The organism is Oryzobacter telluris, assembly GCF_043099285.1.
Taxonomy (GTDB): domain Bacteria; phylum Actinomycetota; class Actinomycetes; order Actinomycetales; family Dermatophilaceae; genus Oryzobacter; species Oryzobacter telluris.
This window is the reverse complement of the sequence record NZ_CP170723.1, coordinates 2531042-2554012: the sequence shown is the minus strand read 5'-3', so window position 1 is coordinate 2554012 and position 22971 is coordinate 2531042. Positions and strand designations below refer to the sequence as shown.

The following is a 22971-nucleotide window of genomic DNA, read 5'->3' as shown; positions in this document are numbered from 1 at the left end:
GTGGCGTTCATCACTCTAGTTGTGTGCATGGAGGGGCTTCCCGGCGAGCGCCATGTGGGCCTCGCCGAGCGCCTCGTTCTGGGTGGGGTGGGCGTGCAGCAGCGCCGCGACGTCCTCGGGGTGGGCCTGCCAGCCGACGACGAGCTGGGCCTCGCCGACCTGCTCGCCCATCCGGGCGCCGACCATGTGGATGCCGACGACCGGTCCGTCCGCGACCCGCACGAGCTTGACGAAGCCCTGGGTCTGCAGGATCTGGCTCTTGCCGTTGCCGCCGAGGTTGTACTCGTAGGTCTCCACCGCGTCGCCGTGGGCGGCGCGGGCCTGCTCCTCGGTGAGGCCGACCGACGCGACCTCGGGCTCGCAGTACGTGACGCGGGGGATCTCGGCCTCGACGATCGGGGTGGGCGACAGCCCCGCGATCGACTCGGCGACGAAGATCCCCTGGGCGAAGCCGCGGTGCGCGAGCTGGAGCCCGGGGACGATGTCGCCCACGGCCCACACACCCTCGACCGAGGTGCGGCAGCGCTCGTCGGTGACGACGAAGCCGCGGTCGAGGGTGACCCCGGCCTCCTCGAACCCGAGGCCGGCGGTGGAGGGCCCGCGGCCGACCGCGACGAGCAGGAGGTCGGCCTCCAGCGTCTCGCCGCCCTCGAGCGTGACGGTGACCGATCCGTCACTCTCGGAGGCCGACTCGAATCGGGCGCCGGTGCGCACCGTGATGCCGCGCTTCCTGAACGCCCGCTCGAGCGCGGTCGAGCAGGCGGGGTCCTCGGCGGCCACGAGTCGCGGCAGCGCCTCGACGACGGTGACGTCGGCGCCGAACGAGCGCATGACGGAGGCGAACTCGACACCGATGACGCCGCCACCGAGCACCACGACGCGACCCGGCACGTCCTCCAGCTCGAGGGCCTGGTCGCTCGTCATCACCCGGCCGGCGATGTCGAGGCCGGGCAGCGTGCGGGCGTAGGAGCCCGTGGCGAGGACGACGTGCCGACCCACGAGGCGGCGGTCGCCGACGACGACGGTGCGGCCGTCCTCGAGGCGCCCCTCGCCCCCGACGTAGTCGACCTTGCGGGACTTCACGAGCCCCTGGAGTCCCTTGTGCAGCCGCGAGACGACACCCTGGCGGTACGAGGTGACCCCGGCCATGTCGATGCCCTCGAGCGTCGCGCGCACCCCGAAGCGGGAGGCCTCGCGGGCGGCGTCGGCGACCTCGGCGGCGTGGAGCAGCGCCTTGGTGGGGATGCAGCCGCGGTGCAGGCACGTCCCGCCGAGCAGGTCCTTCTCGACGAGGGCGACGGTGAGGCCGAGCTCGGCCGCGCGCAGCGCACAGGCGTAGCCTCCGCTCCCCCCTCCGAGGACGACGACGTCGTGGGTGGTCTCGGCGGTGGCCGGCATCCCTGGCAGCTCCTTGGTGAGGCGACGGGCGGGGCGCGCCCGCGGCGGGTGTGGTGCCGACCGGACGCTGACGAGCATCCTTGCACTCCCCGCGGGCGCGCACACATCCCGTTCCCGGTGTGGTCACACCGGTCGCACGGGAGCACGCCCTATCGTTGGCGCATGGCGTGGTGGAGGAGGCGGCGCGGACACGCGTCGGCCAGTGCTGGTTCCGACCTGTCGTCCGCCCGCGCGCACCTCGCGGAGTTCGTCGCGTCACGGCGCGGGGTGGAGGCCTATGTCGAGCCGGCGACCAACGTCACCTCGACGACGGTCGTCCTCATCGCCCACGACGGCGAGTGGACCCGCAGGGCACTGCCGTCGCGCCCGGTCGCCTTCGACGTCGCCCGCGGGCTCGACGTCCCCGTGTACGACGTCAACCTCACCGGCTACCCCGCGCGGATGCGCGAGTGGACCGCCCGCCAGCGCCGCCCGCGCGAGCGCTGACCCCGAATCCACTGGCCCCGCGCCGCCGTCCGTGCGAGCGTGGGGTCCCCGCTCCACCGACGAGAAGGACGCACACGATGTCATCGAAGGACAGGCCCAAGCCCGCCGTGAGCGAGGACGTCAAGGCCAAGTTCCGTGCCGCGCTCGACAAGAAGGCGGCCCACGGCGGAGCCGATGTCTCCGACTCCTCGGAGCACGGCAAGGTCGGCGGTGCGCACGGTCCCGAGACCAGCGCCCGCCAGCAGATGTTCCGCCGCAAGAGCGGCGGCTGACCCACCCCCACCGACGAACGCCGAGGCCGGCGGACCCCACCAGGGTCCGCCGGCCTCGGCGCGTCGGCCGTCGTGGCGTCAGGAGGCCGCGCCCTCCACGAGGGTGAGCAGGGTGGCGACGCCGAACCCGGTGCCGCCCTTGGGCGTCGCGCCCTTGGGGCCCTTCTCGTTGAAGGACGGGCCGGCGATGTCGACGTGCGCCCACGGGATGCCCTCGCCGACGAACTCCTGGAGGAACAGCCCGGCGGTGAGCATGCCGCCGTCGCGGTCGCCCTTGTGCGCGATGTCGGCGGTGGGGGTGTCGAGCTTCTTGCGCAGCTCGACGGGCAGCGGCATCGGCCAGGCGCCCTCGCCCGCGGCGTCGGCGGACGCGACGACCTTCGTGCGGAAGGCGTCGTCGTTGGCCATGACGCCGCAGATGTCGGTGCCCAGCGCCACCATCTGCGCGCCCGTGAGGGTGGCGATGTCGACGATCCAGTCGGGGTGCTTCTCGCTGGCGAGGCAGATGCCGTCGCCGAGCACCATGCGGCCCTCGGCGTCGGTGTCGAGGATCTCCACGCTCGTGCCGTCGCGCATGATGACGACGTCGCTGGGCCGCTGGGCCGTGCCGCTCGGCATGTTCTCGGCGAGGCAGAGGTAGCCGGTGACCGCGACGGGCAGGTCGAGCTCTGCGGCCGCGAGGACCGTGGCGGCGACGGCGGCCGCACCCGCCATGTCGGACTTCATCGTCACCATGCCGGTCGCCGGCTTGATGTTGAGGCCGCCGGAGTCGAAGGTGATGCCCTTGCCGACGAGCGCCACCGAGGCCTTCGGGGCGGCGGGGGTCCACGACACCGTGACGATGCGCGGCGGGTTGGCCGAGCCCTGGCCGACGCCGGTGATGCCGCCGAAGCCGCCCTTGGCGAGCGCCTTCTCGTCGAGGACCGACACCGTGACCTTCGCGGGGGAGGCCGAGGCGCGCTTCTTCACGGCGTCGGCGAACGAGGCGGGGAAGAGGTAGTTCGGGGGGGTGTTGACGAGGTCGCGGGCCCAGTCGCGGGCGGCGCCGAGGACGGCGGCGCGGGCGACGACGTCCTTGGCGGCCTTGCCCTGGCCGGCGCCCGAGACGACCGTGACCTTGGGGCCGGCGGAGGCCGCGGCGGCCCTGCCCTTTGCGGCGCCGGTGCGGCGGGCGGGGAGGGGGCCGGACTTGTCGTAGGTGTAGCAGCCGGCCCAGGCGCCGTCGGCGACCGCCGACAGGCTCTCGACGTCGGGCGTGGGGAGGGCGATCGCCACCGACTTCTTGCCGCTGACCGTGCGCAGGGCCGCGCCGGCCGCCGACCGCAGGACCGTGTGCGGGTAGGACGTGCGACGGGTCGTGCCGTCACCCAGCCCGGTGACGACGACGGAGGTGGCCTTGACGCCCGGGACCGCGACGACGCGGACGACCTCGTCGGGCTTCCCGGTGGCGTCCACGTCGGCGAGGACCGCCTGGAGGTGGACGACCGCCTTGCGCGGCAGGCCGTGGCCGGTCGCGAGGTCGGCACCGTCGGGGGTGCTCACCGAGCCGACCACCAGGGTGTCGGCGGGCAGCTCGGCGGGGATGCGGGTGGTCACTGACAGGGTGGTCATGCGGGCACCCTACCGAGCGGTCGCGCCCCTCCCGGCAGGCGGTAACGTGCCAGCATGACCGACCTCCTGCACTCGCCGCTCCACGACCGGCACGTCGCCCTCGGCGCGAAGATGGCCGACTTCGGGGGGTGGTCGATGCCCATCGAGTACCCCGGTGGCGGGGTCGTCGCCGAGCACACCGCCGTCCGCGAGCGGGTCGGCGTCTTCGACGTCTCGCACCTGGGCAAGGCCCGCGTCTCCGGCCCCGGGGCGGCGGAGTTCGTCAACTCGTGCCTCACCAACGACCTGGGCCGGATCGGCCCGGGCCAGGCCCAGTACACGATGTGCTGCACCGACACCGGCGGGGTCGTCGACGACCTCATCCAGTACCTGCGCAGCGAGGAGGACGTCTTCCTCATCCCCAACGCGGCCAACACCGCCCGCGTCGTCGAGCTCCTCGCGGCCGCGGCGCCGGAGGGCATCACGGTCGAGAACCTCCACGACTCCTACGGGGTCGTCGCGGTGCAGGGGCCCCGCTCCGACGAGGTGCTGCGGCGCCTCGGGCTGCCGGTCGACCACGACTACATGAGCTTCGTCGAGGTCGAGTGGGAGGGCCTGCCGGTCATCGTCTGCCGCACCGGCTACACGGGGGAGCGGGGCTACGAGATCGTCCCGGCCTGGGACGTCACCGCCTCGGTCTGGGACGCGCTGCTCATCGCGGCCGGCGAGCAGGACGGCCTGCCCTGCGGCCTCGGCGCGCGTGACACCCTGCGCACCGAGATGGGCTACCCGCTGCACGGCAACGACCTCTCGCCCGACATCACCCCGGTGATGGCGGGGGCCGCCTGGGCCGTCGGCTGGGACAAGCCGGCGTTCTGGGGCAAGGAGTCGCTCACCGCCGAGCGCGCCGCCAAGGAGACCCGCCTGATGCGCGGCCTCGTCGTCACCGGCCGTGGCATCCCGCGCTCGCACTGCGACGTCAAGGACGAGTCGGGCACCGTTATCGGCGAGGTCACGTCGGGGACGTTCTCCCCGACCCGCAAGCAGGGCATCGCGCTCGCGCTCCTCGACCGCTCGGTCACCCTCGGCGACGAGGTCGTCGTCGACGTGCGGGGTCGTGAGGTCGCGGCCACCGTCTCGAAGCCGCCGTTCGTCGAGGTGGGGGTGCGGGAGTCATGAGCGAGCAGTGGACCTGGACGTACGAGGACGCCGACGGCGCACCTCTCACCGGTGAGCACCTGTCGACGACCGCGTTCCCCACGCAGTCCGACGCCGAGAGCTGGTTCGGCGAGGTGTGGCACGAGCTGTCCGACGCCGGGGTCGCCGGCGTGACGCTCCACCGCGACGGCGAGAAGGTCTACGGGCCGATGAGCCTCGAGGCCGCACCCTGACGCAGCGCCGGGGCTGACGCCGGTACCAGCGTCAGCCGGGGTACTCGCCGCGGGCGACCTGCACGCGCGGCATCCGCGAGCGGCGCAGCTGGAAGGCGCGCATCGCGGCGTACATCCCGTTGCCGCGGGTCGACGCGGCCTCCTCGCCGAACTTCTCGACGAGGCGCTTCTTCAGGCCGCGCCACATGAGGAAGGTGTCGAGCACGGCGGTGAGCAGGATGCCGTAGGTCAGCACGGTGACCGCGAGCAGGATCGCGCTCGTGCGCAGGAAGCTCAGCGCGAGGACGATGACCATGACGGGCAGCATGAACTCGGCGAGGTTGCGGCGCGCGTCGACGTGGTTGCGGATGAAGCGGCGCACCGGCCCCTTGTCGCGCGGCGGAAGCCCGGCGTCGTCGCCGGTGAGCATCGCCTGGCGGGTGCGGGTCATCGCCTCGCGGCGCTTCTCGCGGTCGACCGAGCGGGCCTGCTTGCGGTCGGTGACGACGAGGGGGCGCTTGCGCGCGGCCTCCTGGTCGCGCCGCCTGGGGGTCGGCCGGTTCTTGGCACCCTCACGAGCCTCGTGGGCCTCGTCGGCGAGCTTGTCGTTGGTGGTCTTGCTGCGTCCGAACACCCCCCAACTCTAGGCGGTCGCGCCACGGGGTCCGAACGCCCGCTCCCGGCCGCCGATCCGCCCCGGGGCCGCCGGTAGGGTCGCGCGGGTGACCGACGTCCTGCCTGCAGACCAGATCTCCGCCCTCCGCGACCGCGTCGCCGACCTCATGCCTGCGGTGCGCGCCGACCTCGAGGCGCTGACCCGGATCCCGAGCGTCAGCCTCGACGCCTTCGACCAGGCCCACGTGGAGGCCAGCGCCGAGGCCACGGCCGCCCTGCTGCGTGCCGAGGGCCTCGAGGTCGAGATCGTCCGCGAGGGCGGGCGACCCGCCGTCATCGGCCACGTCGACGGACCGCCCGGGTCGCGCACGGTGATGCTCTACGCGCACCACGACGTGCAGCCCCCCGGCGACGACGCCCTCTGGGACAGCGCCCCCTTCGAGCCCACCGAGCGCGAGGGCCGCCTCTACGGGCGCGGCGCCGCCGACGACAAGGCCGGGATCATGGCCCACGTCGCCGCACTGCGCGCCCACGCCGGGTCCCTGCCGGTGGGCGTCACCGTCTTCGTCGAGGGCGAGGAGGAGATCGGCTCGGACTCGCTCCCCACCATCCTCGAGCGGCACGGCGAGAAGCTGCGCGCCGACGCCATCGTCCTGGCCGACTCCACCAACTGGGCCATCGGCGAGCCGGCGCTGACCACGACCCTGCGCGGGATGATCCGCGTCGTCGTCACCGTGACCACGCTCGACCACGGCATCCACTCCGGCATGTTCGGCGGGGCCGTGCCCGACGCCATCACCGCGCTGGTCCGCCTCCTCGCGACCCTCCACGACGCCGACGGCAACGTCGCGGTGGCCGGGCTGAAGGAGGGCGTCGCCGCGGACCTCGAGTTCTCCGAGGATCGGCTGCGCGAGGAGTCCGGGCTGCTCGACGGCGTCTCGACCATCGGGTCGGGGTCGCTGCTCTCGCGGATCTGGACCAAGCCCTCGATCACGACCATCGGCATCGACGCCCCCTCCGTGGCGACGTCGTCGAACACGCTGGTCCCGAGCGCCGCCGCGAAGGTGTCGATCCGCCTGGCCCCCGACGAGGACGACCTGCACGCGTTCGAGGTCGTCAAGGCGCACCTGCTCGAGCACGCCCCGTGGGGGGCCCGGGTCGAGGTCCACCTCGACGACCGCGGCCTCGGCTTCTCGGCCGACGCGCAGGGCCCGGTCTACGACGAGGCCCGCGCCGCGTTCGCCGACGCGTGGGGCGTGGAGCCCGTGGACATCGGCGTCGGCGGGTCGATCCCGTTCGTCGCGGCGTTCGCCGAGCGGTTCCCCGAGGCCGCCATCCTCGTCACCGGCGTGGAGGACCCCGACGCCCGCGCGCACGGAGCCAACGAGTCGCTGCACCTCGGCGAGTTCGAGAAGGTCTGCGTGGCCGAGGCCGTCCTGCTCGCCCGCCTCGGGGCGCTGCCGCGCTGATGGGAAAGGGCTCCTACGTCGAGGACGACTTCCAGCGCGACACCACCTACATCGAGGACCGGATCACGGCCGACGGCGCGGGGGAGCGCGAGTGGCCCGTCGAGCCGGGTCGCTACCGGCTCGTCGTCGCGCGCGCCTGCCCGTGGGCCAACCGGGCCATCATCGTGCGGCGCCTGCTCGGGCTCGAGGACGTGCTGTCGATGGGGCTGTGCGGGCCCACCCACGATGCCGACAGCTGGACCTTCGACCTCGACCCCGGGGGCGTCGACCCGGTGCTCGGCATCCCGCGGCTCAAGGACGCCTACGAGGCCCGCTTCCCCGGCTACCCGCGCGGCATCACCGTTCCCGCGGTGGTGGAGGTCGCCAGCGGGCAGGTCGTGACCAACGACTTCGCGCCGCTGACCCTCGACCTGTCGACCCAGTGGCGTGACCACCACCGCGAGGGCGCCCCCGACCTCTACCCGCAGGCCCTGCGCCCCGAGATGGACGCCGTGATGACGCGGGTGTACACCGAGGTCAACAACGGGGTCTACCGGTGCGGGTTCGCCGGCACCCAGGGCGCCTACGAGGACGCCTACGACCGCCTCTTCACCGCCCTGGACTGGCTGTCCGACCGCCTCGCGGGGCAGCGCTACCTCATGGGGGACACGATCACCGAGGCCGACGTGCGGCTGTTCACCACGCTGGCGCGCTTCGACCCCGTCTACCACGGGCACTTCAAGTGCAACCGGCAGAAGCTGAGCGAGCAGCCGGTGCTGTGGGCCTACGCGCGCGACCTGTTCGCGACGCCCGGCTTCGGCGACACCACGGACTTCGTGCAGATCAAGAGCCACTACTACGAGGTGCACACCGACATCAACCCGACCGGGGTCGTGCCCGCGGGGCCGGACCTGGCCGGGTGGGCGGAGCCGCACGGCCGCGAGGCCCTCGGTGGCCGGCCGTTCGGTGACGGCACGCCTCCCGGCCCGCCGCCCGAGGGCGAGCGCGTGCCGACCGCGCACAACCCGCACGTCGGCCCCGACGGCCTCGTCCACCTCTGACACCCCGACTCATGGCGCTGAGCGAACGCTCCGAGGGGTGTTTCGCGTTCACCCAGCGCAATGAGTCCGCCGGAGAGGGGGTGAAGTCGTGGCGCCGACCTGTCAACCTCGGTGGAGGTTCTCGGACCTTGGTGCATGGAACATCCGCTGTCGGAGGTGGTCATGCCGGAGAGCTCCCCGGTGGCGACCTGGCCGGGCCCCGCCGCGTCACGCGACGAGGCGTTCGGCGTGCTGTTCCGCGCCCACGCCGCCGGTCTCGTCCGCCTCGCCCAGGTCCTCCTCGGGGACCGGGAGGCCGCCGAGGACGCGGTGCAGGAGGCCTTCGTCTCCCTCTACCGCCACTGGAACGGGCTGCGTGACCACGGGGCGTCGCGCGCCTACCTGCGAGCCGCCGTCATCAACCGGTGCCGGTCGGGGCAGGGCCAGCTCATCCGGGCGCGCCGCGTCCGGGAACGGCTCGCCGTCGTCGACTGGCTCGAGCCGAGCTCCGAGGCCCGTGCCGTCGAGCACGACGACGCCCGGCGGCTCGCCGCCGCCGTGCAGGCCCTCCCGACCCGCCAGCGCGAGGTCGTCGTCTGCCGCTACTACCTCGAGCTGACCGAGGCCGAGACCGCCGCGCTGCTCGACATCGGCGTCGGCTCGGTCAAGCGCCACGCCCACCGGGGGCTCGCCCGCCTCCAGGACCGCCTCGGAGGTGCCCGATGAGCGTCGACGAACGCCAGGTGACCACGGCCCTGAAGCGCTACGCCCGCGACGTCAGCGTGACCGACGACGACCTCGACCGCCTCCACGCGCGGGTCGAGGAGCGGGTCCATCCCTCGCGGCGTGGAGACCGCTCCATCCGGCCGTGGGAGGTGGCGGTGGCGGCCTGCGCCGTCGTGGCCCTGGTCCTCGCCGCCACGGCCCTGTGGCGCACCTCCCGGACCCAGACGCTGCCCGCGGTGCCGGTCCCGACCCCCTCGACCGCCCCGGTGAGCGCCCGTGACCTCGTCGGCGCCTGGATGGTCGACGAGGCCGACAGCAACGGTCACGTCTGGTACTTCACGGCCGACGGCCGGTGGACGACGGCGAACACGCCGGCCGAGCACCTGGACCTCGCGGCGGACCTCAGCGCGTACTCGGTGGAGCAGGGGAACATCGTGGTCTTCGAGTCCTGCCGGGCGGTGGTCGACCTGGACGCGGAAGGTCGGATGTCGCTCACGCCCCAGCCGATCCGGGAGGCCTGCCCCTGGGCCACCGGGACCGCCCGGCCCTTCGTCCGGCTCTCGCCCGCCTCGCCCGCGGGCCGCGCCCTGCTGCGGCACCCGTTCGTGTACGCCTCGCAGCCGCCGACCCCCGTGGACTCCGTGGCCGACCTCGTCGGAACCTGGATGCTGCGCGGGACGGGCACCATGCTCGTCGTCACCGACCTGGGGCAGGGACGCGGTCAGTACGTCGCCGACGACGACGGTGACGCCTGGTCGGCGCCGGACGAGCGAGGGACCCTGACCGTCGGTGCGGACGGCGTCACCCTGCATCCGACGGTGCGTGGTGACCCCGACTGCGCGGGCGTCCTCGGGGGACTCGTGACGACGCGGACCACCCTGCTGGGGCCGACCCTCGTGCCGGGGTGTGCGCTCCTCACCGGCTCGGACGGCAGCTGGTTCAGGATGAGCTGACGCGTGCGGGTCAGTCCTTGGACGTCTCGCCGGGGAGGGCGAGCATCTGGTCGAGGGCGACCCGGGCGTGGTGGGCGACCTCGGGGTCGACGCGGATCGCGTTGACGACGCGGCCCTGGGCGAGCGACTCCAGCGCCCACACGAGGTGCGGCAGGTCGATCCGGTTCATCGTCGAGCAGTAGCAGACGTTCTTCTCGAGGAAGACGATCCGCTGCTCGGGGAACTGGGCGGCCAGGCGACGCACGAGGTTCAGCTCGGTGCCGACGGCCCACGCGGTGCCGGCCGGGGCCGCCGCGATGGTCTTGATGATCTTCTCGGTGGAGCCGACCTCGTCGGCCAGCTCGACGACCTCGTTGCGGCACTCGGGGTGGACGATCACCTTGACGTCGGGGATCTCGCGGCGCGCGGCCTCGACGGCCTCGACCGAGAACCGCCCGTGCACCGAGCAATGGCCGCGCCAGAGGATCATCGTGGCGTCGCGCAGCTGCTCGGGGGTGAGGCCGCCCATGGGGCGGTGCGGGTCCCAGACGACGCACGCGTCGAGGGAGCCGCCGAGGTCGCGGGCCCAGGTGTTGCGGCCCAGGTGCTGGTCGGGGAGGAAGAGGACCTTGCCGCCCTCGCCGGCCTGCTCCAGCGCCCAGGTGAGCGCCGTCCTCGCGTTGGAGGACGTGCAGATCGTGCCGCCGTGGCGCCCGGTGAACGCCTTGATGGCCGCGGAGGAGTTCATGTAGGTGACAGGGACGGTGGAGCCGGCGACCCCGGCCTCGACGAGCTCGTCCCAGCACTCCTCGACCTGGTCGATGGCGGCCATGTCGGCCATCGAGCAGCCGGCCGCGAGGTCGGGCAGGACGACGGTCTGGGTGTCGGCGGTGAGGATGTCAGCCGACTCGGCCATGAAGTGCACGCCGCAGAAGACGACGAACTCGGCGTCCGGTCGGGCCGCGGCCTCCTTGGCCAGCTTGAAGGAGTCGCCGGTGACGTCGGCGAACTCGATGACCTCGTCGCGCTGGTAGTGGTGGCCGAGGACGAAGACCCGCTCGCCCAGTGCCGCCTTCGCCGCGCGGGCGCGCTCGACCAGACCGGCGTCGGAGGGCGCGGGCAGGTCACCGGGGCACTCGACGCCGCGCTCGCTCGCGAGGTCGCGACCCTGCCCGAGGACGAGCAGGGGGAGCGGGGCGTTGCGGGGCGTGTCGGTCGTCGTCGTCACGCTCCCGATCGTAGGCGCTGGCGGGGCGGCGCTCGTCGAGGTCGGTCAGCCCATGGACTTCTGGCCGTCGATGCTCTCGCGCAGGATGTCGGCGTGCCCGGTGTGGTGGGCCAGCTCGGACAGGATGTGGGTGAACACCCGTCGGGCGCTGCGCCGCTCACCGGGCGTGAACCACGGCGCCGGCGGCAGCGCGTGGTCGGACGACAGGTCCCAGGTGCGGACGAGCTCGTCGGTGTGCGCGGCGACCTCGCGGTACAGGCCGACGACCCCTTCGAGCGTCTCGTCCTCGAGCAGCCGGAACTCGCGCTCGCGCGCCGCGTGGTCGGCCTCGTCGCCGCCGGCCATGGCGCCGTTCTCGACGAAGTCGGTCCACCCGCGCTCGGTGAGGGCGACGTGCTTGACGAGCCCGCCGAGGCACAGCTCGCTCGCCGTGGGTGTGAGCCGCGCCTGGTCGTCGGTGAGCCCCTCGACGGTGTGGAGGAAGAAGTAGCGCTGCTGGGCGAGCGCCTCGAGCAGGGAGGTGCGCTCGAGGTCGAGCGCGGCCTGGGGGGTGGAGTCGGTCATGGCGGGTCCTCTCGCGGGACGGTCGTCGGGTTCGGCCCGACGCTAGCGCCGGGCACCGACAGCCCGCGCGGCACCGGGAGCCACCTCCCGATAGCCTCTCGCCGTGCGCGTCCTCATCGCCCCGGACTCCTTCGGGTCCACCCTCGGCCCCGTCCAGGCGGCCACGGCGATGGGCGAGGGCTGGACCCGCGGCGCCCCCCACGACGACGTCGAGCTCCTCCCGCTCTCCAGCGGTGGCCCCGGCTTCCTCGACGTCCTGGGCCGCGCCCTGGGCGGCACCACGGTGATGACGACCGTCAGCGACCCGCTCGGCCGTGAGGTCCCGGCCGCCGTCCTCCTCGTCGAGCGTGACGGCCGCACCACGGCCTACATCGAGGCCTCCCAGGCGACGGGGCTGCACCTCCTCGGGGCCGACGAGCGCGACCCCGGCCTCACGAGCACGTGGGGTGTGGGCCGGCTCCTGGAGACGGCGCTCGACGAAGGGGCCGCCACCATCGTCCTCGGGGTCGGGGGCGGCGCGACCAACGACGCCGGCGCGGGCCTCCTCGCTGCCCTCGGCGCCGGACCTGCCTCGGCCCTGGCCCGCGGTGGCCTCGCCCTGGCCGACGCCCCCGACGACGCCCTGCTCGGCCTGCCCGCCGTCCTCGACCGGCTGGCCGGGGTCGACCTCGTGGTCGCCACCGACGAGGAGACCCCGCTGCTCGGCCTCCAGGGCACGAGCGCCGTCGAGGCGCCGCGCAAGGGCGCCTCGGCGAGCCAGGCGCAGGCGCTGGAGAACGCGCTGGGCCGCTTCACCGACGTCCTGCGCCGCTCGCTGCCCGAGCCCCCGCTCGACCTGCTGTCCGGCACCCCGCGACGCCTCGAGCGCGAGCTCGGTGCCGGCGCGGCCGGTGGCCTCGGCTACGCGCTCCTCGCGCTCGGCGGCCGCCGTGTCGGTGCCGTCGAGACGGTGCTGCGCGAGTGCGGCTTCGGCGTGGCCGCGGCCCGCGCCGACCTCGTCGTCACCGGCGCCGGGCGGGTCGACTGGAGCACGCTGCGCGGTTCGGTGGTCTCCGGCGTCGCCGCCGCCACCCTCGAGACGGCCCGGCCCACCGTCCTCGTCGCGGGGGAGTGCCTGGTCGGCCGCCGCGAGACGATGACGCTCGGCCTGGCCGGCACCTACGCCGTGGCCGACACCCCCAGCGAGGTCGAGGCGATGGTCGCCGACCCCGTCGGGACGCTCGCCTCGCGCACCGCCCGCGTGGCGCGCACCTGGTCACCCGCTCGCTGACGCCCCCCGCGCTACGGGGCAGTACATGTCGTGATCACGACGCGTACTGCCCCGTAGCGAGCAGGGGAGGTGGTGGGCGGGTGGGAGACGCGAGTCACGACCCGCCGGTGGACGGGGCGCCACCTCGCCCCGCGAGCCGACGTATCCTTGTCGTGAGCACCGGGAACACGGAGCGACCTCCACGGGTTGACCACCGCGACCGGGCTTGACCGACAGGCCACCTCCAGCTCCAGGAGTGCACCAGATGAGCGACCAGCTCCAGACCACCGAGGCCCCCACCACCGAGGAGACCGCGCACGGCGTCGTCCTCACCGGCGTCGCGGCCGAGAAGGTCTCGTCCCTGCTCGCGCAGGAGGGTCGCGACGACCTCCGACTGCGCGTCGGCGTCCAGCCCGGCGGTTGCTCGGGCCTGATCTACCAGCTCTACTTCGACGAGCGCACCCTCGACGGTGACCTCGTGCGCGACTTCGACGGTGTCGAGGTCGTCGTCGACCGGATGAGCGCCCCCTACCTCGAGGGCGCCACCATCGACTTCGCCGACACGATCGAGAAGCAGGGCTTCACCATCGACAACCCCAACGCGGGCAGCTCGTGCGCCTGCGGCGACAGCTTCGGCTGACCCGGCCGCCGGACCCCGTCCGGCCCACCCGAGAGGGCCCGCACCGACACCGGTGCGGGCCCTCTCGGCGTCCTCGCGGTTCCCGGGGACGGGCCGTCGCGGGGTAGGTTCTCCCCGTGCAGATCGCCGTCGCAGGATCCATCGCCACCGACCACCTCATGACCTTCCGGGGGAGCTTCGCCGACTCGCTGGTCGTCGACCAGCTGGACAAGATCTCGGTGAGCTTCCTCGCCGACAGCCTGGAGATCCGTCGCGGCGGCGTCGCCGGCAACATCTGCTTCGGGATGGCGGTGCTCGGCTCGCGCCCGATCCTCGTCGGTGCCGCGGGCGAGGACTTCGGCGACTACCGCAGCTGGCTCTCGCGCCACGGGGTCGTCACCGACCACGTCCACATCTCGCAGTCGCGGCACACCGCTCGGTTCGTCTGCACCACCGACGACACGATGGCCCAGATCGCCACGTTCTACGCGGGCGCGATGGCCGAGGCCCGGATGATCGAGCTCGGCCCGATCCACGAGCAGTGGGACCTCGACCTCGTCCTCGTCGGCGCCGACGACCCCGCCGCGATGTTGCGCCACACCAAGGAGTGCCGCAGCCGGGGCATCCCCTTCGTCGCCGACCCGTCGCAGCAGCTCGCGTTCGCCGACGGTCCCTTCATCCGCGACCTCATCGACGGTGCCGACTTCCTGTTCACCAACGAGTACGAGTCGCACCTCACCGAGACCAAGACCGGCTGGACCCAGGACGAGATCGACGCCCGGGTCACGACCCGCGTCATCACCCGCGGCAAGGACGGCGCCGACATCCGGACCAAGGGCGAGGAGCCGATCCACGTGCCCGTGGCGGGCGAGGTCGACCGCGTCGACCCCACCGGCGTCGGCGACGCCTTCCGCGCCGGCTTCCTCGTGGGGCTGGCCGGCGGCCTGTCCCACGAGCGCTGCGCCCAGATCGGCTCGGTCCTGGCCACCTACGTCCTCGAGACCGTGGGCACCCAGGAGTACCTCGTCACCCGCGACGCCTTCCTGAAGCGGGCCGAGACCGCCTACGGGAGCGAGGCGGCCGAGGAGATCGCGCCCCTCGTGCGCTGCGCCGGCTGACCGACGCACCGCGTGCGATGCCGTTCCCTCCCGTCGAGCCGGACCCCACACCGTGGCTGCTCGACGCCACCCACGCCGACCCCGGTGACGACCTCGTCGCCGCCGGCGCCGACCTCGAGCCGGGGACCCTGCTCGCCGCCTACCGGCTCGGCCTGTTCCCCATGGGCCTGGGCCCGCACGGCTCGGGCACCGTCGGCTGGTGGTCGCCGGACCCGCGTGGGGTCCTCCCGCCCGGGGCGCTGAAGGTGCGGCGGTCGCTGCGCAAGAGACTGGACCGCTTCGAGGTCCGGGTCGACACCGCGTTCGAGGAGGTCGTCGAGCGCTGCGCGGACCCCTCGCGCGACGGGCGGTGGATCACCGACGACGTCGCCCGTGCGTACCGCCGCCTCCACGAGCTCGGCTGGGCCCACAGCGTCGAGGCGTGGGAGGACGGTCGGCTGGTCGGTGGGCTCTACGGCCTCTCGGTCGGGGGCCTGTTCGCCGGCGAGTCGATGTTCCACTCCTCCCGCGACGCCTCGAAGGTGGCGCTCGTCGGCCTCGTCGAGCGGTTCTTCGCCGACGGCGACCCGCGCCGGGTGGTCGACGTCCAATGGGCCACCGAGCACCTCAAGCGGCTCGGGGCGCAGGAGTGGCCGCGCGAGCGCTACCTCGCCACCCTGGCGGTGGCGCTCGAGGCGCCTCAGGTCGACCTGTCGGCCTGACCCGCCCCGAGGACGACGCGGTACGTCGTCACCCCGTCGGCGTCGGCGTCGCCCACCGCCACCGCGTGGCCCCGCATCCGGGCCCAGGCCGGGACGTCGGACCGGGCGGCGACGTCGTCGGCGAGGAGGACGAGCACCGAGCCGGGCGGGAGGTCGCGGGAGGCCCGCGCCACCTCGATCACGGGCACCGGGCACTTCGTCCCGCGGGCGTCGACGACGAGGTCCTGCTCGCTCACAGGTCGTCCGTCCCGAGGAGGCGGCGCACGGTGGCCACGGCGTCGGCGAGCTCGTGGCACAGGCGCGCCACGTCATCCGCGCGGGTGGGGGAGACGGCCGCGAGGGGAAGGGTGACGCGCACGTTGCCGTGGGTGAGGACGCCCATCGCGGCGAGGACGTGGCTCGGCCGCAGCGCGCTCGACGTGCACGCCGACCCCGACGCCACGTGGAGGCCGCGGCGCGAGAGCTCCTCGAGGAGCACTTCGCCGTCGGTGAACAGGACGCTGAAGGTGACGACGTGGGGGAGCCGGTCGCCGGAGTCGCCCACGACCTCGACGTCGGGGACGGCGGCCGCCGCCGCCCGGATGCGCTCGATGAGGTCGTGGGCCTCGTGCTCCTCCCGGTCCCGCTCGGCGCGGGTCTGGCGCCAGGCCTCGGCCGCCGCCAGCACGGGCGGCACCCACGGGGCGGCGTGCTCGCGGCCGTGTTCGGCCTCGCGGCGCGGTCCGGGCAGGCCCCAGCGCGTGCCGGCGCGCACGACGAGCAGCCCGAGCGGCGGGCCGCCGAACGACGCGGCGTCGGCGACGACCACCCCGGCCTCGCGCAGGAGGGCGTCGGAGGCCGCGTCGCGCCCGAGGGAGGCGGTGGCGTCGAGGAGGAGCGGGACCCCGGCCGCGCGGGCGGCCGTGGCCACCTCGGCCACCGGATGGCGGGTTCCGACCTCACCGTTGGCGGTCTGGAGGACGGCCGCGGCCACGCCGTCGCCCTCCAGGGCGGCGGCGTACGCGCCGAGGTCGACCCGGCCGGTGCGGTCGACGGCGACGGGCGGCTCGACCCCCGGCTGGAGCAGCACGACCGACCGCTCGGTGGCCCCGGCCACGACCCGCTCACCCACCCGTCGACGGGCGTGGCGCAGCCCCGTCAGGCCGAGGTCGAGGGCGGCCTCCGGGCTGCCGTGCACCGACACCTCGGTGGGTGCGGCGTCGAGGGCCTGCGCCAGGACCTCGCGGGCGGCGTCGAGGAGGGCGCGCGCGTGACGTCCGGGGCCGTGGAGGCGGGTGGGGTCGGCGAACCCGGCCGCGATCGCCCCCTCGAGGGTCTGCGCCGCGAGGGGGTGGACAGGCCCCCGCGAGGCGTCGAGGAGACCGCTCGCGGGGGAGTGGATCCCGGTGTCCGCCACGGGTTCGACGGTAGTCCCCCCTGCCTGACCTCCTCGCAGGTGGTGCAGTAGGGTTTGCACCGTCCGTCGACCTCCTCCTGACGAAGGGTGCAGCGGTGCGCCAGCACGACCTCACCACGCCCCGTCGGACCCACCGCCTCGGCGTGTGGGCCCTCCTCGGTGTGCTCTCGGCCGTCACCCTCACGGGCTGCGCCAGCGACGAGCTGCGCGGCGACGCGTCCACGGGCTGGCTGCCCCACGCGGTCACCGAGGGCGGCGAGCGGATCACCTCGCTGTGGATCGGCGCCTGGATCGCCGCGCTGGCGGTCGGTGCCCTCGTCATCGGGCTCATCGTCTGGTGCGCAGCGGCCTACCGCCGCAAGAAGGACGACAACGAGCTCCCGGTGCAGCTGCGCTACAACATCCCGATCGAGATCCTGTACACGGTCGTCCCGATCTTCATGGTCGTCGTCCTGTTCGCGTACACCGCGCGCGACGAGGGCGTCCTGCTCGACACCTCCGAGAAGCCGGACGTCACCGTCAACGTCGTCGGCAAGCAGTGGAGCTGGGACTTCAACTACGTCGAGGACGACGTGCACGAGGTCGGCACCCAGGCCATCCTCACCGGCAAGCCGGGGGCGGTGAACACGGTGCCCACGATGTACCTGCCGGTGGGCGAGCGGATCGAGTTCGTCCTCACCGCGCGCGACGTCATCCACTCGTTCTGGGTCCCCGCGTTCCTGCAGAAGATGGACATGCTGCCCGGCCGGGTCAACCGCTTCCAGGTCATCCCGACCCAGGAGGGCACCTTCAAGGGCAAGTGCGCCGAGCTGTGCGGTGCCTACCACTCGCAGATGCTCTTCAACGTCAAGGTCGTCTCCCGGGCCGAGTACGAGGCCCACGTCGCCGACCTGCGGGCCGCCGGACAGACCGGACTGCTCAACAACACCCTCAACCGGGAGGCCCTCATGGAGGGCCAGTCCGTGACCGAGGAAGGCAACTGAACCGATGAGCGCCGCTTCCGACTCCCCGATGTTCCGTGAGCGCACCGCCGCTCCGGCACGCTCGCGCCGGATCGCCCCCGGGTCCGTCGTCATCAAGTGGGTGACGACGACCGACCACAAGGTGATCGGCCACCTCTACTTCATCACCTCGTTCATCTGGTTCCTCATCGCCGGGCTCATGGCCCTGGTGATCCGCTCCGAGCTCGCCGAGCCGGGCCTGCAGCTGGTCGACAACCCCGACCAGTACAACCAGCTGTTCACGATGCACGGCACGATCATGCTGCTGCTGTTCGCGACACCCCTGTTCGCGGGCTTCGCCAACGCGCTGATGCCGCTGCAGATCGGCGCCCCCGACGTCGCCTTCCCGCGCCTGAACATGTTCGCCTACTGGCTCTACCTGTTCGGCGGACTCATCGCCGGCGCCGGCTTCCTCACGCCCGGCGGTGCCGCCTCGTTCGGCTGGTTCGCCTACGCGCCGCTGTCCGACAGCAGCTACAGCCCGGGCCTGGGCGGCGACCTGTGGGTCTTCGGCCTCGCGCTCGGTGGCTTCGGCACCATCCTCGGCGCCGTCAACTTCATCACGACGATCCTGTGCATGCGCGCCCCCGGCATGACGATGTTCCGGATGCCGATCTTCACCTGGACGGTGCTCGTCACCTCGATCCTCGTGCTCATCGCGTTCCCGGCGTTCGCGGCCGCGCTCTTCGCGCTCGGCGCCGACCGGCGCTTCGGGGCCCACGTCTTCGACCCCGCCAACGGGGGAGCGATGCTGTGGCAGCACATCTTCTGGTTCTTCGGGCACCCAGAGGTCTACATCATCGCGCTGCCGTTCTTCGGCATCATCTCCGAGGTCCTGCCGGTCTTCTCGCGCAAGCCGATCTTCGGCTACAAGACCCTCGTCTACGCGACGATCGCCATCGCGGCGCTCTCGGTCAGCGTCTGGGCCCACCACATGTACGTCACGGGCCAGGTGCTCCTGCCGTTCTTCGCGATCATGACGATGCTCATCGCCGTGCCGACAGGGGTGAAGTTCTTCAACTGGATCGGCACCATGTGGGGCGGCAAGATCGACTACTCCACCCCGATGCTGTGGGCCAACGGCTTCCTCGTGACCTTCCTCCTCGGCGGCCTCACCGGCATCATCCTCGCGACGCCCACCCTGGACTTCCAGCTCTCCGACAGCTACTTCGTCGTGGCGCACTTCCACTACGTCGTCTTCGGCACCGTCGTGTTCGCGATGTTCTCGGGCTTCTACTTCTGGTGGCCCAAGCTCACCGGCCGGATGCTCGACGAGACGCTGGGCAAGATCCACTTCTGGATGCTGTTCATCGGCTTCCACACGACCTTCCTCGTCCAGCACCTCCTGGGGATGCAGGGCATGCCGCGCCGGTACGCCGACTACATGCCCGAGGACGGCTTCACCCTCGGCAACCAGATCTCCACGGCCGGCGCGTTCCTCCTCGGCCTGTCGACCCTGCCGTTCCTCTACAACGTGTGGAAGACCTGGCGGCACGCGCCGCTCGTCGAGGTCGACGACCCGTGGGGCTACGGCGGCTCGCTCGAGTGGGCCACGTCCTGCCCGCCGCCGCGGCACAACTTCGACCAGATCCCGCGGATCCGCTCGGAGCGGCCCGCGTTCGACCTCAAGCACCCGGATGCCGCCCCCGGCGGGCTGCACGACCAGCGCAAGGCCGACGAGAACGTCCTCGTCTCGGCCCTGGGCCCGGCCGACCTGGGGGACAACGCGTTCGTCGACGAGAAGAAGGAGCACTGAGCCATGCGGGCGATGGAACGGATCGGCATCCTCATCGGGGTGTTCGCCTTCGTCGTGGCGGCGATCTACGGCCCGTGGACGAACTCCACCGCGGTCGGCGTCGAGTGGGTCGGTGTCATCGGCCTGATCCTCGCCGGGCTGCTCGGCTTCATGATCGCCTGGTACCTCTGGATCACCCGCAAGAACCTCGAGGTCGACCCGTCCGACGACCCGGTCGCGGACATCGACGAGATCCAGGGTGACTACGGCTTCTTCAGCCCGCACAGCTGGTGGCCGCTGTTCCTCGGTGCCTCTGCCGCAACGTGTTTCCTCGGCCTGGCGGTGGGCTGGTGGGTCTTCATCATCGGCGCGTTCTTCGCGGTCCCGGCCCTCGTCGGCTGGACCTTCGAGTACTTCAAGGGTGAGCACGCCCTCTGACGCGTGCCCGTCGCCCGGAGCGGCCCGTCCCCGATGGGGGCGGGCCGCTCCTGTCGTGTCGGGGTGTTCTGCCGGGCGTTCGCGCCGGGGCTCAGTCCGGGTCCGGGGCCGAGGTCACCGTGGTGGCGCGCCGGCTGGTCGTGTCGACGAGGAGGCGGAAGACGTCGGGTCGGTTGTAGTGGCCCGTCGGGTCCATGAACCGGCGGGCGGCGGCCACCTCGGCGAGGTCGAGGTCGACCACGAGCGTCCGCTCCTCCTCGCGCACCGGGCCGGCGAGGACGACCCCGTTCGGGCCGACGACGACCGTGTTCCCGGGCTCGAGCCACGGGCCGTCCTCCTCGACGAGGGCGGCCGGGACGAGGCGGTCGCGGTCGGGGAAGTCCGCGGGGATCCGGTCGACGTGCAGCACCGGGTTCACCCCGACGACGAACATCCGGTTCTCGCGGGCCAGGTGCTGCATCGTCGCGACCCAGCCGTCGCCCGTGGCCAGCGTCGGCGCCAGCCAGAGGTCCACGCCCTGGGCGTAGAGGTGGAACCGGGCCAGGGGCATGTAGTTCTCCCAGCAGATCAGGCCCCCGATCCTGCCGTGCGGGGTGTCGACGACGCGCAGCGTCGACCCGTCGCCCATGCCCCACACCGTGCGCTCCGACCCGGTGGGCACGAGCTTGCGGTGGCGGTCGACGAGCTGCCCGTCGGGGGAGAAGTACAGGACGGTGTTGTAGATGGTCGACCCCGTCGGCTCGCGCTCCTGCACCCCGACGACGAGCCACACGCCGTGCTTCTCGGCGATGGCGCCGAGGCGGTCGGCGGCGGGGCCGGGGACGACGACGGCGTTCTCGACGAGCATCCGGAACCAGGTGTCGTCGCCGTCCCAGATCGGCCGGGTGTCGATCCAGATCGGTGTGCCGGGGACGAACGCCTCGGGGAGGACCACGAGCTGCGCCCCCTGGGCCGCGGCGGCGGCGGTGAGCTCGTCGACCCTGTCGATCGTCGCCTCGCGGTCCATCAGGACGTACGTGGCCTGGACCGCGGCGATCCGGAGTGTCCCCATGGCGGCGTCCTTCCCTCGTGGGGAGAGCCTGCCGCACGAAAGGGTGGGGTGTCTCTAGCCCGGTGGGGCGGCGCCCTCAGCCCCAGCCGAGGTCATGGAGGGTCTCCTCCTCGATGCCGAAGTGGTGGGCGATCTCGTGGACGACCGTCACCGCGATCTCCTCGCGCAGGTCCTCCTCGTCCTCGCACATCCGGGTCAGCGGGCCGCGGAACAGGATGATGCGGTCGGGCAGCGAGCCGGACTCCCACCACGCGCCGCGCTCGGTGAGCGGGGTCCCCTCGTAGATGCCGAGGAGGTCGGGGTCGTCGGCCGGGGGCTCGGGCTCGACGAAGAAGGCGACGTTGTCGAGCATCCGCATCAGCTCGGGCGGGACGTCGTCGAGCGCCTCCTCGACGATCGCGTCGAACTCCGGCTCGGTCAGCGGCTGCACGCCCCCAGCCTGCCACCCCCGCGAAGCGCCACGAGCTGCGACTGATGGCGCTGAGCACACGCCGGAAGGCCCCCGGAGCGTGGGCTGAGCGAAATCAGTCGCGGGGGGCGTGCAGGACCGCCAGGGCCGGCCACGCGAGGGGCTGGCCGTTCCAGGACGCGGCCACGGCCCCGTCCTCACACCGCAGGTCGAGGACGTGGGGAGTCTCGACCGCCACGACGCGGGCCTCGAACACCCCCGGCGAGGTCCACCCGCCGCTCGCCACCCACGGCGAGCCACCGGCATCCGGCCACGCCCCGTCGCCGCACGCGACGGTCACGGTGCCGCCGTCCTCGACGTCGAGGACCCACCCGCCGGAGGGATCGCGCCGCACCCGCACGAGGACGAGGGCCGGGTGCGACTCGGTCGGCTCGTGGGCGAACTCCCACGGACCCTCGCCGGGGGCGTCGACCGACGACTGCGGGGCCGCCAGCCGCCCGCTGGCCAGACGCTCGCGGAGGGCCGCTGCGGCGTCGTCAGCGGCCGGGAGCGCCTCGGGTGCCAGCGAGGGCAGGAGGACCTCCCAGATGCCGTCCAGGAGCGCCTGCGTGTCGGTGCTGCACGTCGTCACCGCGACGACGAGGTCGTGCGAGGGCACGACGACGGAGAACTGCCCCCACGCGCCATCGGCCCGGAAGGCGTCGTGCCGGCAGCGCCACAGCTGGTAGCCGTACCCCTGCTGCCAGTCGGTGGTCTCGGGGTGCTGGCCGGTCTCGATCTGCACCGCCGTCGCCCGGTCCACCCAGCCCTCGGGCAGCAGCCGCCGTGCCTGCCAGACGCCGTCGAGGCGGAACAGCTCACCGAGCCGGGCCAGTGCCTCGGTGCTGACGTGCAGCCCCGAGTAGCCGAGGTCGAACCCGTCGATGCCGGCCCACGCCGCCTCGCCGACACCGAGCGGGTCGAGCAGGCGCGGGCGCAGGTAGTCGAGGAGGCGCTGCCCCGTGCGCCGCTGGACCGCGAGCGCCGCCATCAGCGTCGCGCCGTTGTGGTAGACGAACCACGACCCCGGCTCCTCCTGCGGCTCGCTGCCGAGGAAGTGGCGCGGGAAGGTGGCCGGGTTGCTCTCGCGCCAGACGAGGGTGTCCTCGCGGTGGCCCGTCGACATCGAGAGGACGTCGTGCAGGGTCAGCGACGCGGCGCGCGGCCCCGCGACGTCGGCGGCCTCGGGGAAGACGTCGACCAGCCGCTCGTCGAGCCGGAGCAGCCCCTCGGCCTCCGCGAACCCCACCGCGCACGAGGTGAAGGTCTTGCTCACCGAGTAGACGAGCTGGATCCCGCCGGCCACGTACGGGGCCCATGACCCCTCGGCGACGACCGAGCCGCCGCGGACCACCATGAGCCCGTGCGCCTCGACGCCCACGGCCTCCCAGCGGTCCAGCAGGCCCGACAGCGCCGACGAGGGGACGCCCTGCGACTCCGGCGTCGACCGGGGGAGGGCCGGGGCGGGAGCCGGGGTGGCGATGGCGGCGGTGTCGTCGGCGGTCACGCCCGCAAGGCTACGGGGGCCGGCCGCGACGAGGGCCGC

General features: G+C 73.1%; 25 protein-coding genes. 15 read left to right on the top strand and 10 right to left on the bottom strand.

Annotated features, from left to right (window positions below; translation table 11 throughout):
• Nucleotides 1–15: 15 nt before the first annotated feature.
• Nucleotides 16–1398 carry a dihydrolipoyl dehydrogenase gene (gene lpdA / locus ACFLFB_RS11785; protein ID WP_392542368.1) on the bottom strand — a complete coding sequence of 461 codons (1383 nt, stop codon included), beginning with the start codon at nt 1396–1398 and terminating at the stop codon, nt 16–18.
• Nucleotides 1399–1560: 162 nt separating this feature from the next.
• Here lpdA and ACFLFB_RS11780 point away from each other — a divergent pair, with 162 nt between their 5' ends.
• The gene (locus ACFLFB_RS11780) at nt 1561–1884 is read left to right on the top strand and encodes a hypothetical protein (protein ID WP_392542367.1); all 324 of its coding nucleotides are present in this window, start codon (nt 1561–1563) and stop codon (nt 1882–1884) included.
• A gap of 77 nt (nt 1885–1961) precedes the next feature.
• Nucleotides 1962–2156 (top strand): DUF5302 domain-containing protein, encoded by a 195-nt coding sequence (locus tag ACFLFB_RS11775; protein WP_392542366.1) that lies wholly within the window; start codon nt 1962–1964, stop codon nt 2154–2156.
• Between the two features lie 78 nt (nt 2157–2234).
• On the opposite strand, the gene ACFLFB_RS11770 is transcribed toward ACFLFB_RS11775, so the two are convergent.
• Nucleotides 2235–3767, bottom strand: a complete 1533-nt coding sequence (locus ACFLFB_RS11770; RefSeq protein ID WP_392542365.1) for a leucyl aminopeptidase — start codon at nt 3765–3767, stop codon at nt 2235–2237.
• A 54-nt stretch (nt 3768–3821) separates the two neighbouring features.
• Here ACFLFB_RS11770 and gcvT point away from each other — a divergent pair, with 54 nt between their 5' ends.
• A complete protein-coding gene (gcvT, locus tag ACFLFB_RS11765) occupies nt 3822–4925 on the top strand; it encodes a glycine cleavage system aminomethyltransferase GcvT (protein ID WP_392542364.1) in 1104 nt (367 codons plus the stop codon).
• Nucleotides 4922–5137 (top strand): hypothetical protein, encoded by a 216-nt coding sequence (locus ACFLFB_RS11760; protein ID WP_392542363.1) that lies wholly within the window; start codon nt 4922–4924, stop codon nt 5135–5137. The genes gcvT and ACFLFB_RS11760 overlap by 4 nt, the downstream gene beginning before the upstream one ends.
• 31 nt (nt 5138–5168) lie before the next feature.
• Here ACFLFB_RS11760 and ACFLFB_RS11755 read toward each other — a convergent pair whose 3' ends face one another.
• On the bottom strand, nt 5169–5750 hold the full coding sequence (locus ACFLFB_RS11755) for a DUF3043 domain-containing protein (protein ID WP_392542362.1): 582 nt from the start codon (nt 5748–5750) through the stop codon (nt 5169–5171).
• 148 nt (nt 5751–5898) lie between these two features.
• Between ACFLFB_RS11755 and ACFLFB_RS11750 the strand changes: the two genes are divergently transcribed.
• The 4 genes from ACFLFB_RS11750 (at nt 5899) to ACFLFB_RS11735 (ending at nt 9898) form a co-directional block, all read left to right on the top strand.
• Nucleotides 5899–7200, top strand: a complete 1302-nt coding sequence (locus tag ACFLFB_RS11750) for a dipeptidase (RefSeq protein WP_392545416.1) — start codon at nt 5899–5901, stop codon at nt 7198–7200.
• Entirely contained in the window at nt 7200–8240 is a 1041-nt protein-coding gene (locus ACFLFB_RS11745) for a glutathione S-transferase family protein (RefSeq protein ID WP_392542361.1), read from the top strand. The genes ACFLFB_RS11750 and ACFLFB_RS11745 overlap by 1 nt, the downstream gene beginning before the upstream one ends.
• Nucleotides 8241–8402: 162 nt before the next feature.
• Entirely contained in the window at nt 8403–8945 is a 543-nt protein-coding gene (locus ACFLFB_RS11740) for an RNA polymerase sigma factor (RefSeq protein WP_392542360.1), read from the top strand.
• Complete coding sequence (locus ACFLFB_RS11735; RefSeq protein ID WP_392542359.1) at nt 8942–9898, top strand: hypothetical protein; 957 nt, start codon at nt 8942–8944, stop codon at nt 9896–9898. The genes ACFLFB_RS11740 and ACFLFB_RS11735 overlap by 4 nt, the downstream gene beginning before the upstream one ends.
• Before the next feature lie 10 nt (nt 9899–9908).
• On the opposite strand, the gene nadA is transcribed toward ACFLFB_RS11735, so the two are convergent.
• Complete coding sequence (gene nadA / locus ACFLFB_RS11730) at nt 9909–11105, bottom strand: quinolinate synthase NadA (protein ID WP_392542358.1); 1197 nt, start codon at nt 11103–11105, stop codon at nt 9909–9911.
• 45 nt (nt 11106–11150) lie between these two features.
• Nucleotides 11151–11669, bottom strand: a complete 519-nt coding sequence (locus tag ACFLFB_RS11725; RefSeq protein ID WP_392542357.1) for a DinB family protein — start codon at nt 11667–11669, stop codon at nt 11151–11153.
• Between the two features lie 103 nt (nt 11670–11772).
• Here ACFLFB_RS11725 and ACFLFB_RS11720 point away from each other — a divergent pair, with 103 nt between their 5' ends.
• The 4 genes from ACFLFB_RS11720 to aat all read left to right on the top strand — a co-directional run bounded on the left by ACFLFB_RS11720 (nt 11773) and on the right by aat (nt 15356).
• A complete protein-coding gene (locus tag ACFLFB_RS11720; protein WP_392542356.1) occupies nt 11773–12939 on the top strand; it encodes a glycerate kinase in 1167 nt (388 codons plus the stop codon).
• A gap of 244 nt (nt 12940–13183) precedes the next feature.
• Complete coding sequence (locus ACFLFB_RS11715; protein WP_392542355.1) at nt 13184–13558, top strand: HesB/IscA family protein; 375 nt, start codon at nt 13184–13186, stop codon at nt 13556–13558.
• A gap of 116 nt (nt 13559–13674) precedes the next feature.
• On the top strand, nt 13675–14655 hold the full coding sequence (locus tag ACFLFB_RS11710; RefSeq protein ID WP_392542354.1) for a carbohydrate kinase family protein: 981 nt from the start codon (nt 13675–13677) through the stop codon (nt 14653–14655).
• A 17-nt stretch (nt 14656–14672) separates the two neighbouring features.
• On the top strand, nt 14673–15356 hold the full coding sequence (aat, locus tag ACFLFB_RS11705) for a leucyl/phenylalanyl-tRNA--protein transferase (RefSeq protein ID WP_392542353.1): 684 nt from the start codon (nt 14673–14675) through the stop codon (nt 15354–15356).
• On the opposite strand, the gene ACFLFB_RS11700 is transcribed toward aat, so the two are convergent.
• Nucleotides 15335–15592 carry a sulfurtransferase TusA family protein gene (locus ACFLFB_RS11700; RefSeq protein WP_392542352.1) on the bottom strand — a complete coding sequence of 86 codons (258 nt, stop codon included), beginning with the start codon at nt 15590–15592 and terminating at the stop codon, nt 15335–15337. The genes aat and ACFLFB_RS11700 overlap by 22 nt on opposite strands.
• Nucleotides 15589–16752, bottom strand: a complete 1164-nt coding sequence (locus ACFLFB_RS11695) for an aminotransferase class V-fold PLP-dependent enzyme (protein WP_392542351.1) — start codon at nt 16750–16752, stop codon at nt 15589–15591. The genes ACFLFB_RS11700 and ACFLFB_RS11695 overlap by 4 nt, the downstream gene beginning before the upstream one ends.
• A gap of 95 nt (nt 16753–16847) precedes the next feature.
• On the opposite strand from ACFLFB_RS11695, the gene coxB reads away from it, so the two are divergent.
• The 3 genes from coxB to ACFLFB_RS11680 are packed head-to-tail and all read left to right on the top strand — an operon-like array spanning nt 16848 to nt 19926.
• Entirely contained in the window at nt 16848–17735 is an 888-nt protein-coding gene (gene coxB, locus ACFLFB_RS11690; protein WP_392542350.1) for a cytochrome c oxidase subunit II, read from the top strand.
• A gap of 28 nt (nt 17736–17763) precedes the next feature.
• Nucleotides 17764–19509, top strand: coding sequence for a cytochrome c oxidase subunit I (gene ctaD, locus ACFLFB_RS11685; protein ID WP_392545415.1), 1746 nt, complete (start codon nt 17764–17766; stop codon nt 19507–19509).
• 3 nt (nt 19510–19512) lie between these two features.
• Nucleotides 19513–19926, top strand: coding sequence for a cytochrome c oxidase subunit 4 (locus tag ACFLFB_RS11680; RefSeq protein ID WP_392542349.1), 414 nt, complete (start codon nt 19513–19515; stop codon nt 19924–19926).
• 91 nt (nt 19927–20017) lie between these two features.
• On the opposite strand, the gene ACFLFB_RS11675 is transcribed toward ACFLFB_RS11680, so the two are convergent.
• The 3 genes from ACFLFB_RS11675 to ACFLFB_RS11665 all read right to left on the bottom strand — a co-directional run bounded on the left by ACFLFB_RS11675 (nt 20018) and on the right by ACFLFB_RS11665 (nt 22932).
• Nucleotides 20018–20977: a carbon-nitrogen hydrolase family protein gene (locus tag ACFLFB_RS11675; protein WP_392542348.1), complete on the bottom strand. Its 960-nt coding sequence runs from the start codon at nt 20975–20977 to the stop codon at nt 20018–20020.
• Between the two features lie 76 nt (nt 20978–21053).
• Nucleotides 21054–21407 carry a metallopeptidase family protein gene (locus ACFLFB_RS11670; RefSeq protein ID WP_392542347.1) on the bottom strand — a complete coding sequence of 118 codons (354 nt, stop codon included), beginning with the start codon at nt 21405–21407 and terminating at the stop codon, nt 21054–21056.
• Nucleotides 21408–21501: 94 nt separating this feature from the next.
• On the bottom strand, nt 21502–22932 hold the full coding sequence (locus tag ACFLFB_RS11665) for a serine hydrolase domain-containing protein (protein WP_392542346.1): 1431 nt from the start codon (nt 22930–22932) through the stop codon (nt 21502–21504).
• Nucleotides 22933–22971 lie beyond the last annotated feature (39 nt).

What these genes read in the sequence shown, in the direction of transcription:
- ACFLFB_RS11740 (WP_392542360.1), top strand. Translation starts at nt 8,403, where the DNA reads ATGCCGGAGAGCTCCCCGGTGGCGACCTGGCCGGGCCCCGCCGCGTCA.
- ACFLFB_RS11770 (WP_392542365.1), bottom strand. Translation starts at nt 3,767, where the DNA reads ATGACCACCCTGTCAGTGACCACCCGCATCCCCGCCGAGCTGCCCGCC.
- ACFLFB_RS11750 (WP_392545416.1), top strand. Translation starts at nt 5,899, where the DNA reads ATGCCTGCGGTGCGCGCCGACCTCGAGGCGCTGACCCGGATCCCGAGC.
- ACFLFB_RS11725 (WP_392542357.1), bottom strand. Translation starts at nt 11,669, where the DNA reads ATGACCGACTCCACCCCCCAGGCCGCGCTCGACCTCGAGCGCACCTCC.
- lpdA (WP_392542368.1), bottom strand. Translation starts at nt 1,398, where the DNA reads ATGCCGGCCACCGCCGAGACCACCCACGACGTCGTCGTCCTCGGAGGG.
- ACFLFB_RS11735 (WP_392542359.1), top strand. Translation starts at nt 8,942, where the DNA reads ATGAGCGTCGACGAACGCCAGGTGACCACGGCCCTGAAGCGCTACGCC.
- ACFLFB_RS11745 (WP_392542361.1), top strand. Translation starts at nt 7,200, where the DNA reads ATGGGAAAGGGCTCCTACGTCGAGGACGACTTCCAGCGCGACACCACC.
- ACFLFB_RS11680 (WP_392542349.1), top strand. Translation starts at nt 19,513, where the DNA reads ATGCGGGCGATGGAACGGATCGGCATCCTCATCGGGGTGTTCGCCTTC.
- ctaD (WP_392545415.1), top strand. Translation starts at nt 17,764, where the DNA reads ATGTTCCGTGAGCGCACCGCCGCTCCGGCACGCTCGCGCCGGATCGCC.
- ACFLFB_RS11675 (WP_392542348.1), bottom strand. Translation starts at nt 20,977, where the DNA reads ATGGGGACACTCCGGATCGCCGCGGTCCAGGCCACGTACGTCCTGATG.
- ACFLFB_RS11780 (WP_392542367.1), top strand. Translation starts at nt 1,561, where the DNA reads ATGGCGTGGTGGAGGAGGCGGCGCGGACACGCGTCGGCCAGTGCTGGT.
- aat (WP_392542353.1), top strand. Translation starts at nt 14,673, where the DNA reads ATGCCGTTCCCTCCCGTCGAGCCGGACCCCACACCGTGGCTGCTCGAC.
- ACFLFB_RS11715 (WP_392542355.1), top strand. Translation starts at nt 13,184, where the DNA reads ATGAGCGACCAGCTCCAGACCACCGAGGCCCCCACCACCGAGGAGACC.
- ACFLFB_RS11760 (WP_392542363.1), top strand. Translation starts at nt 4,922, where the DNA reads ATGAGCGAGCAGTGGACCTGGACGTACGAGGACGCCGACGGCGCACCT.
- ACFLFB_RS11775 (WP_392542366.1), top strand. Translation starts at nt 1,962, where the DNA reads ATGTCATCGAAGGACAGGCCCAAGCCCGCCGTGAGCGAGGACGTCAAG.
- gcvT (WP_392542364.1), top strand. Translation starts at nt 3,822, where the DNA reads ATGACCGACCTCCTGCACTCGCCGCTCCACGACCGGCACGTCGCCCTC.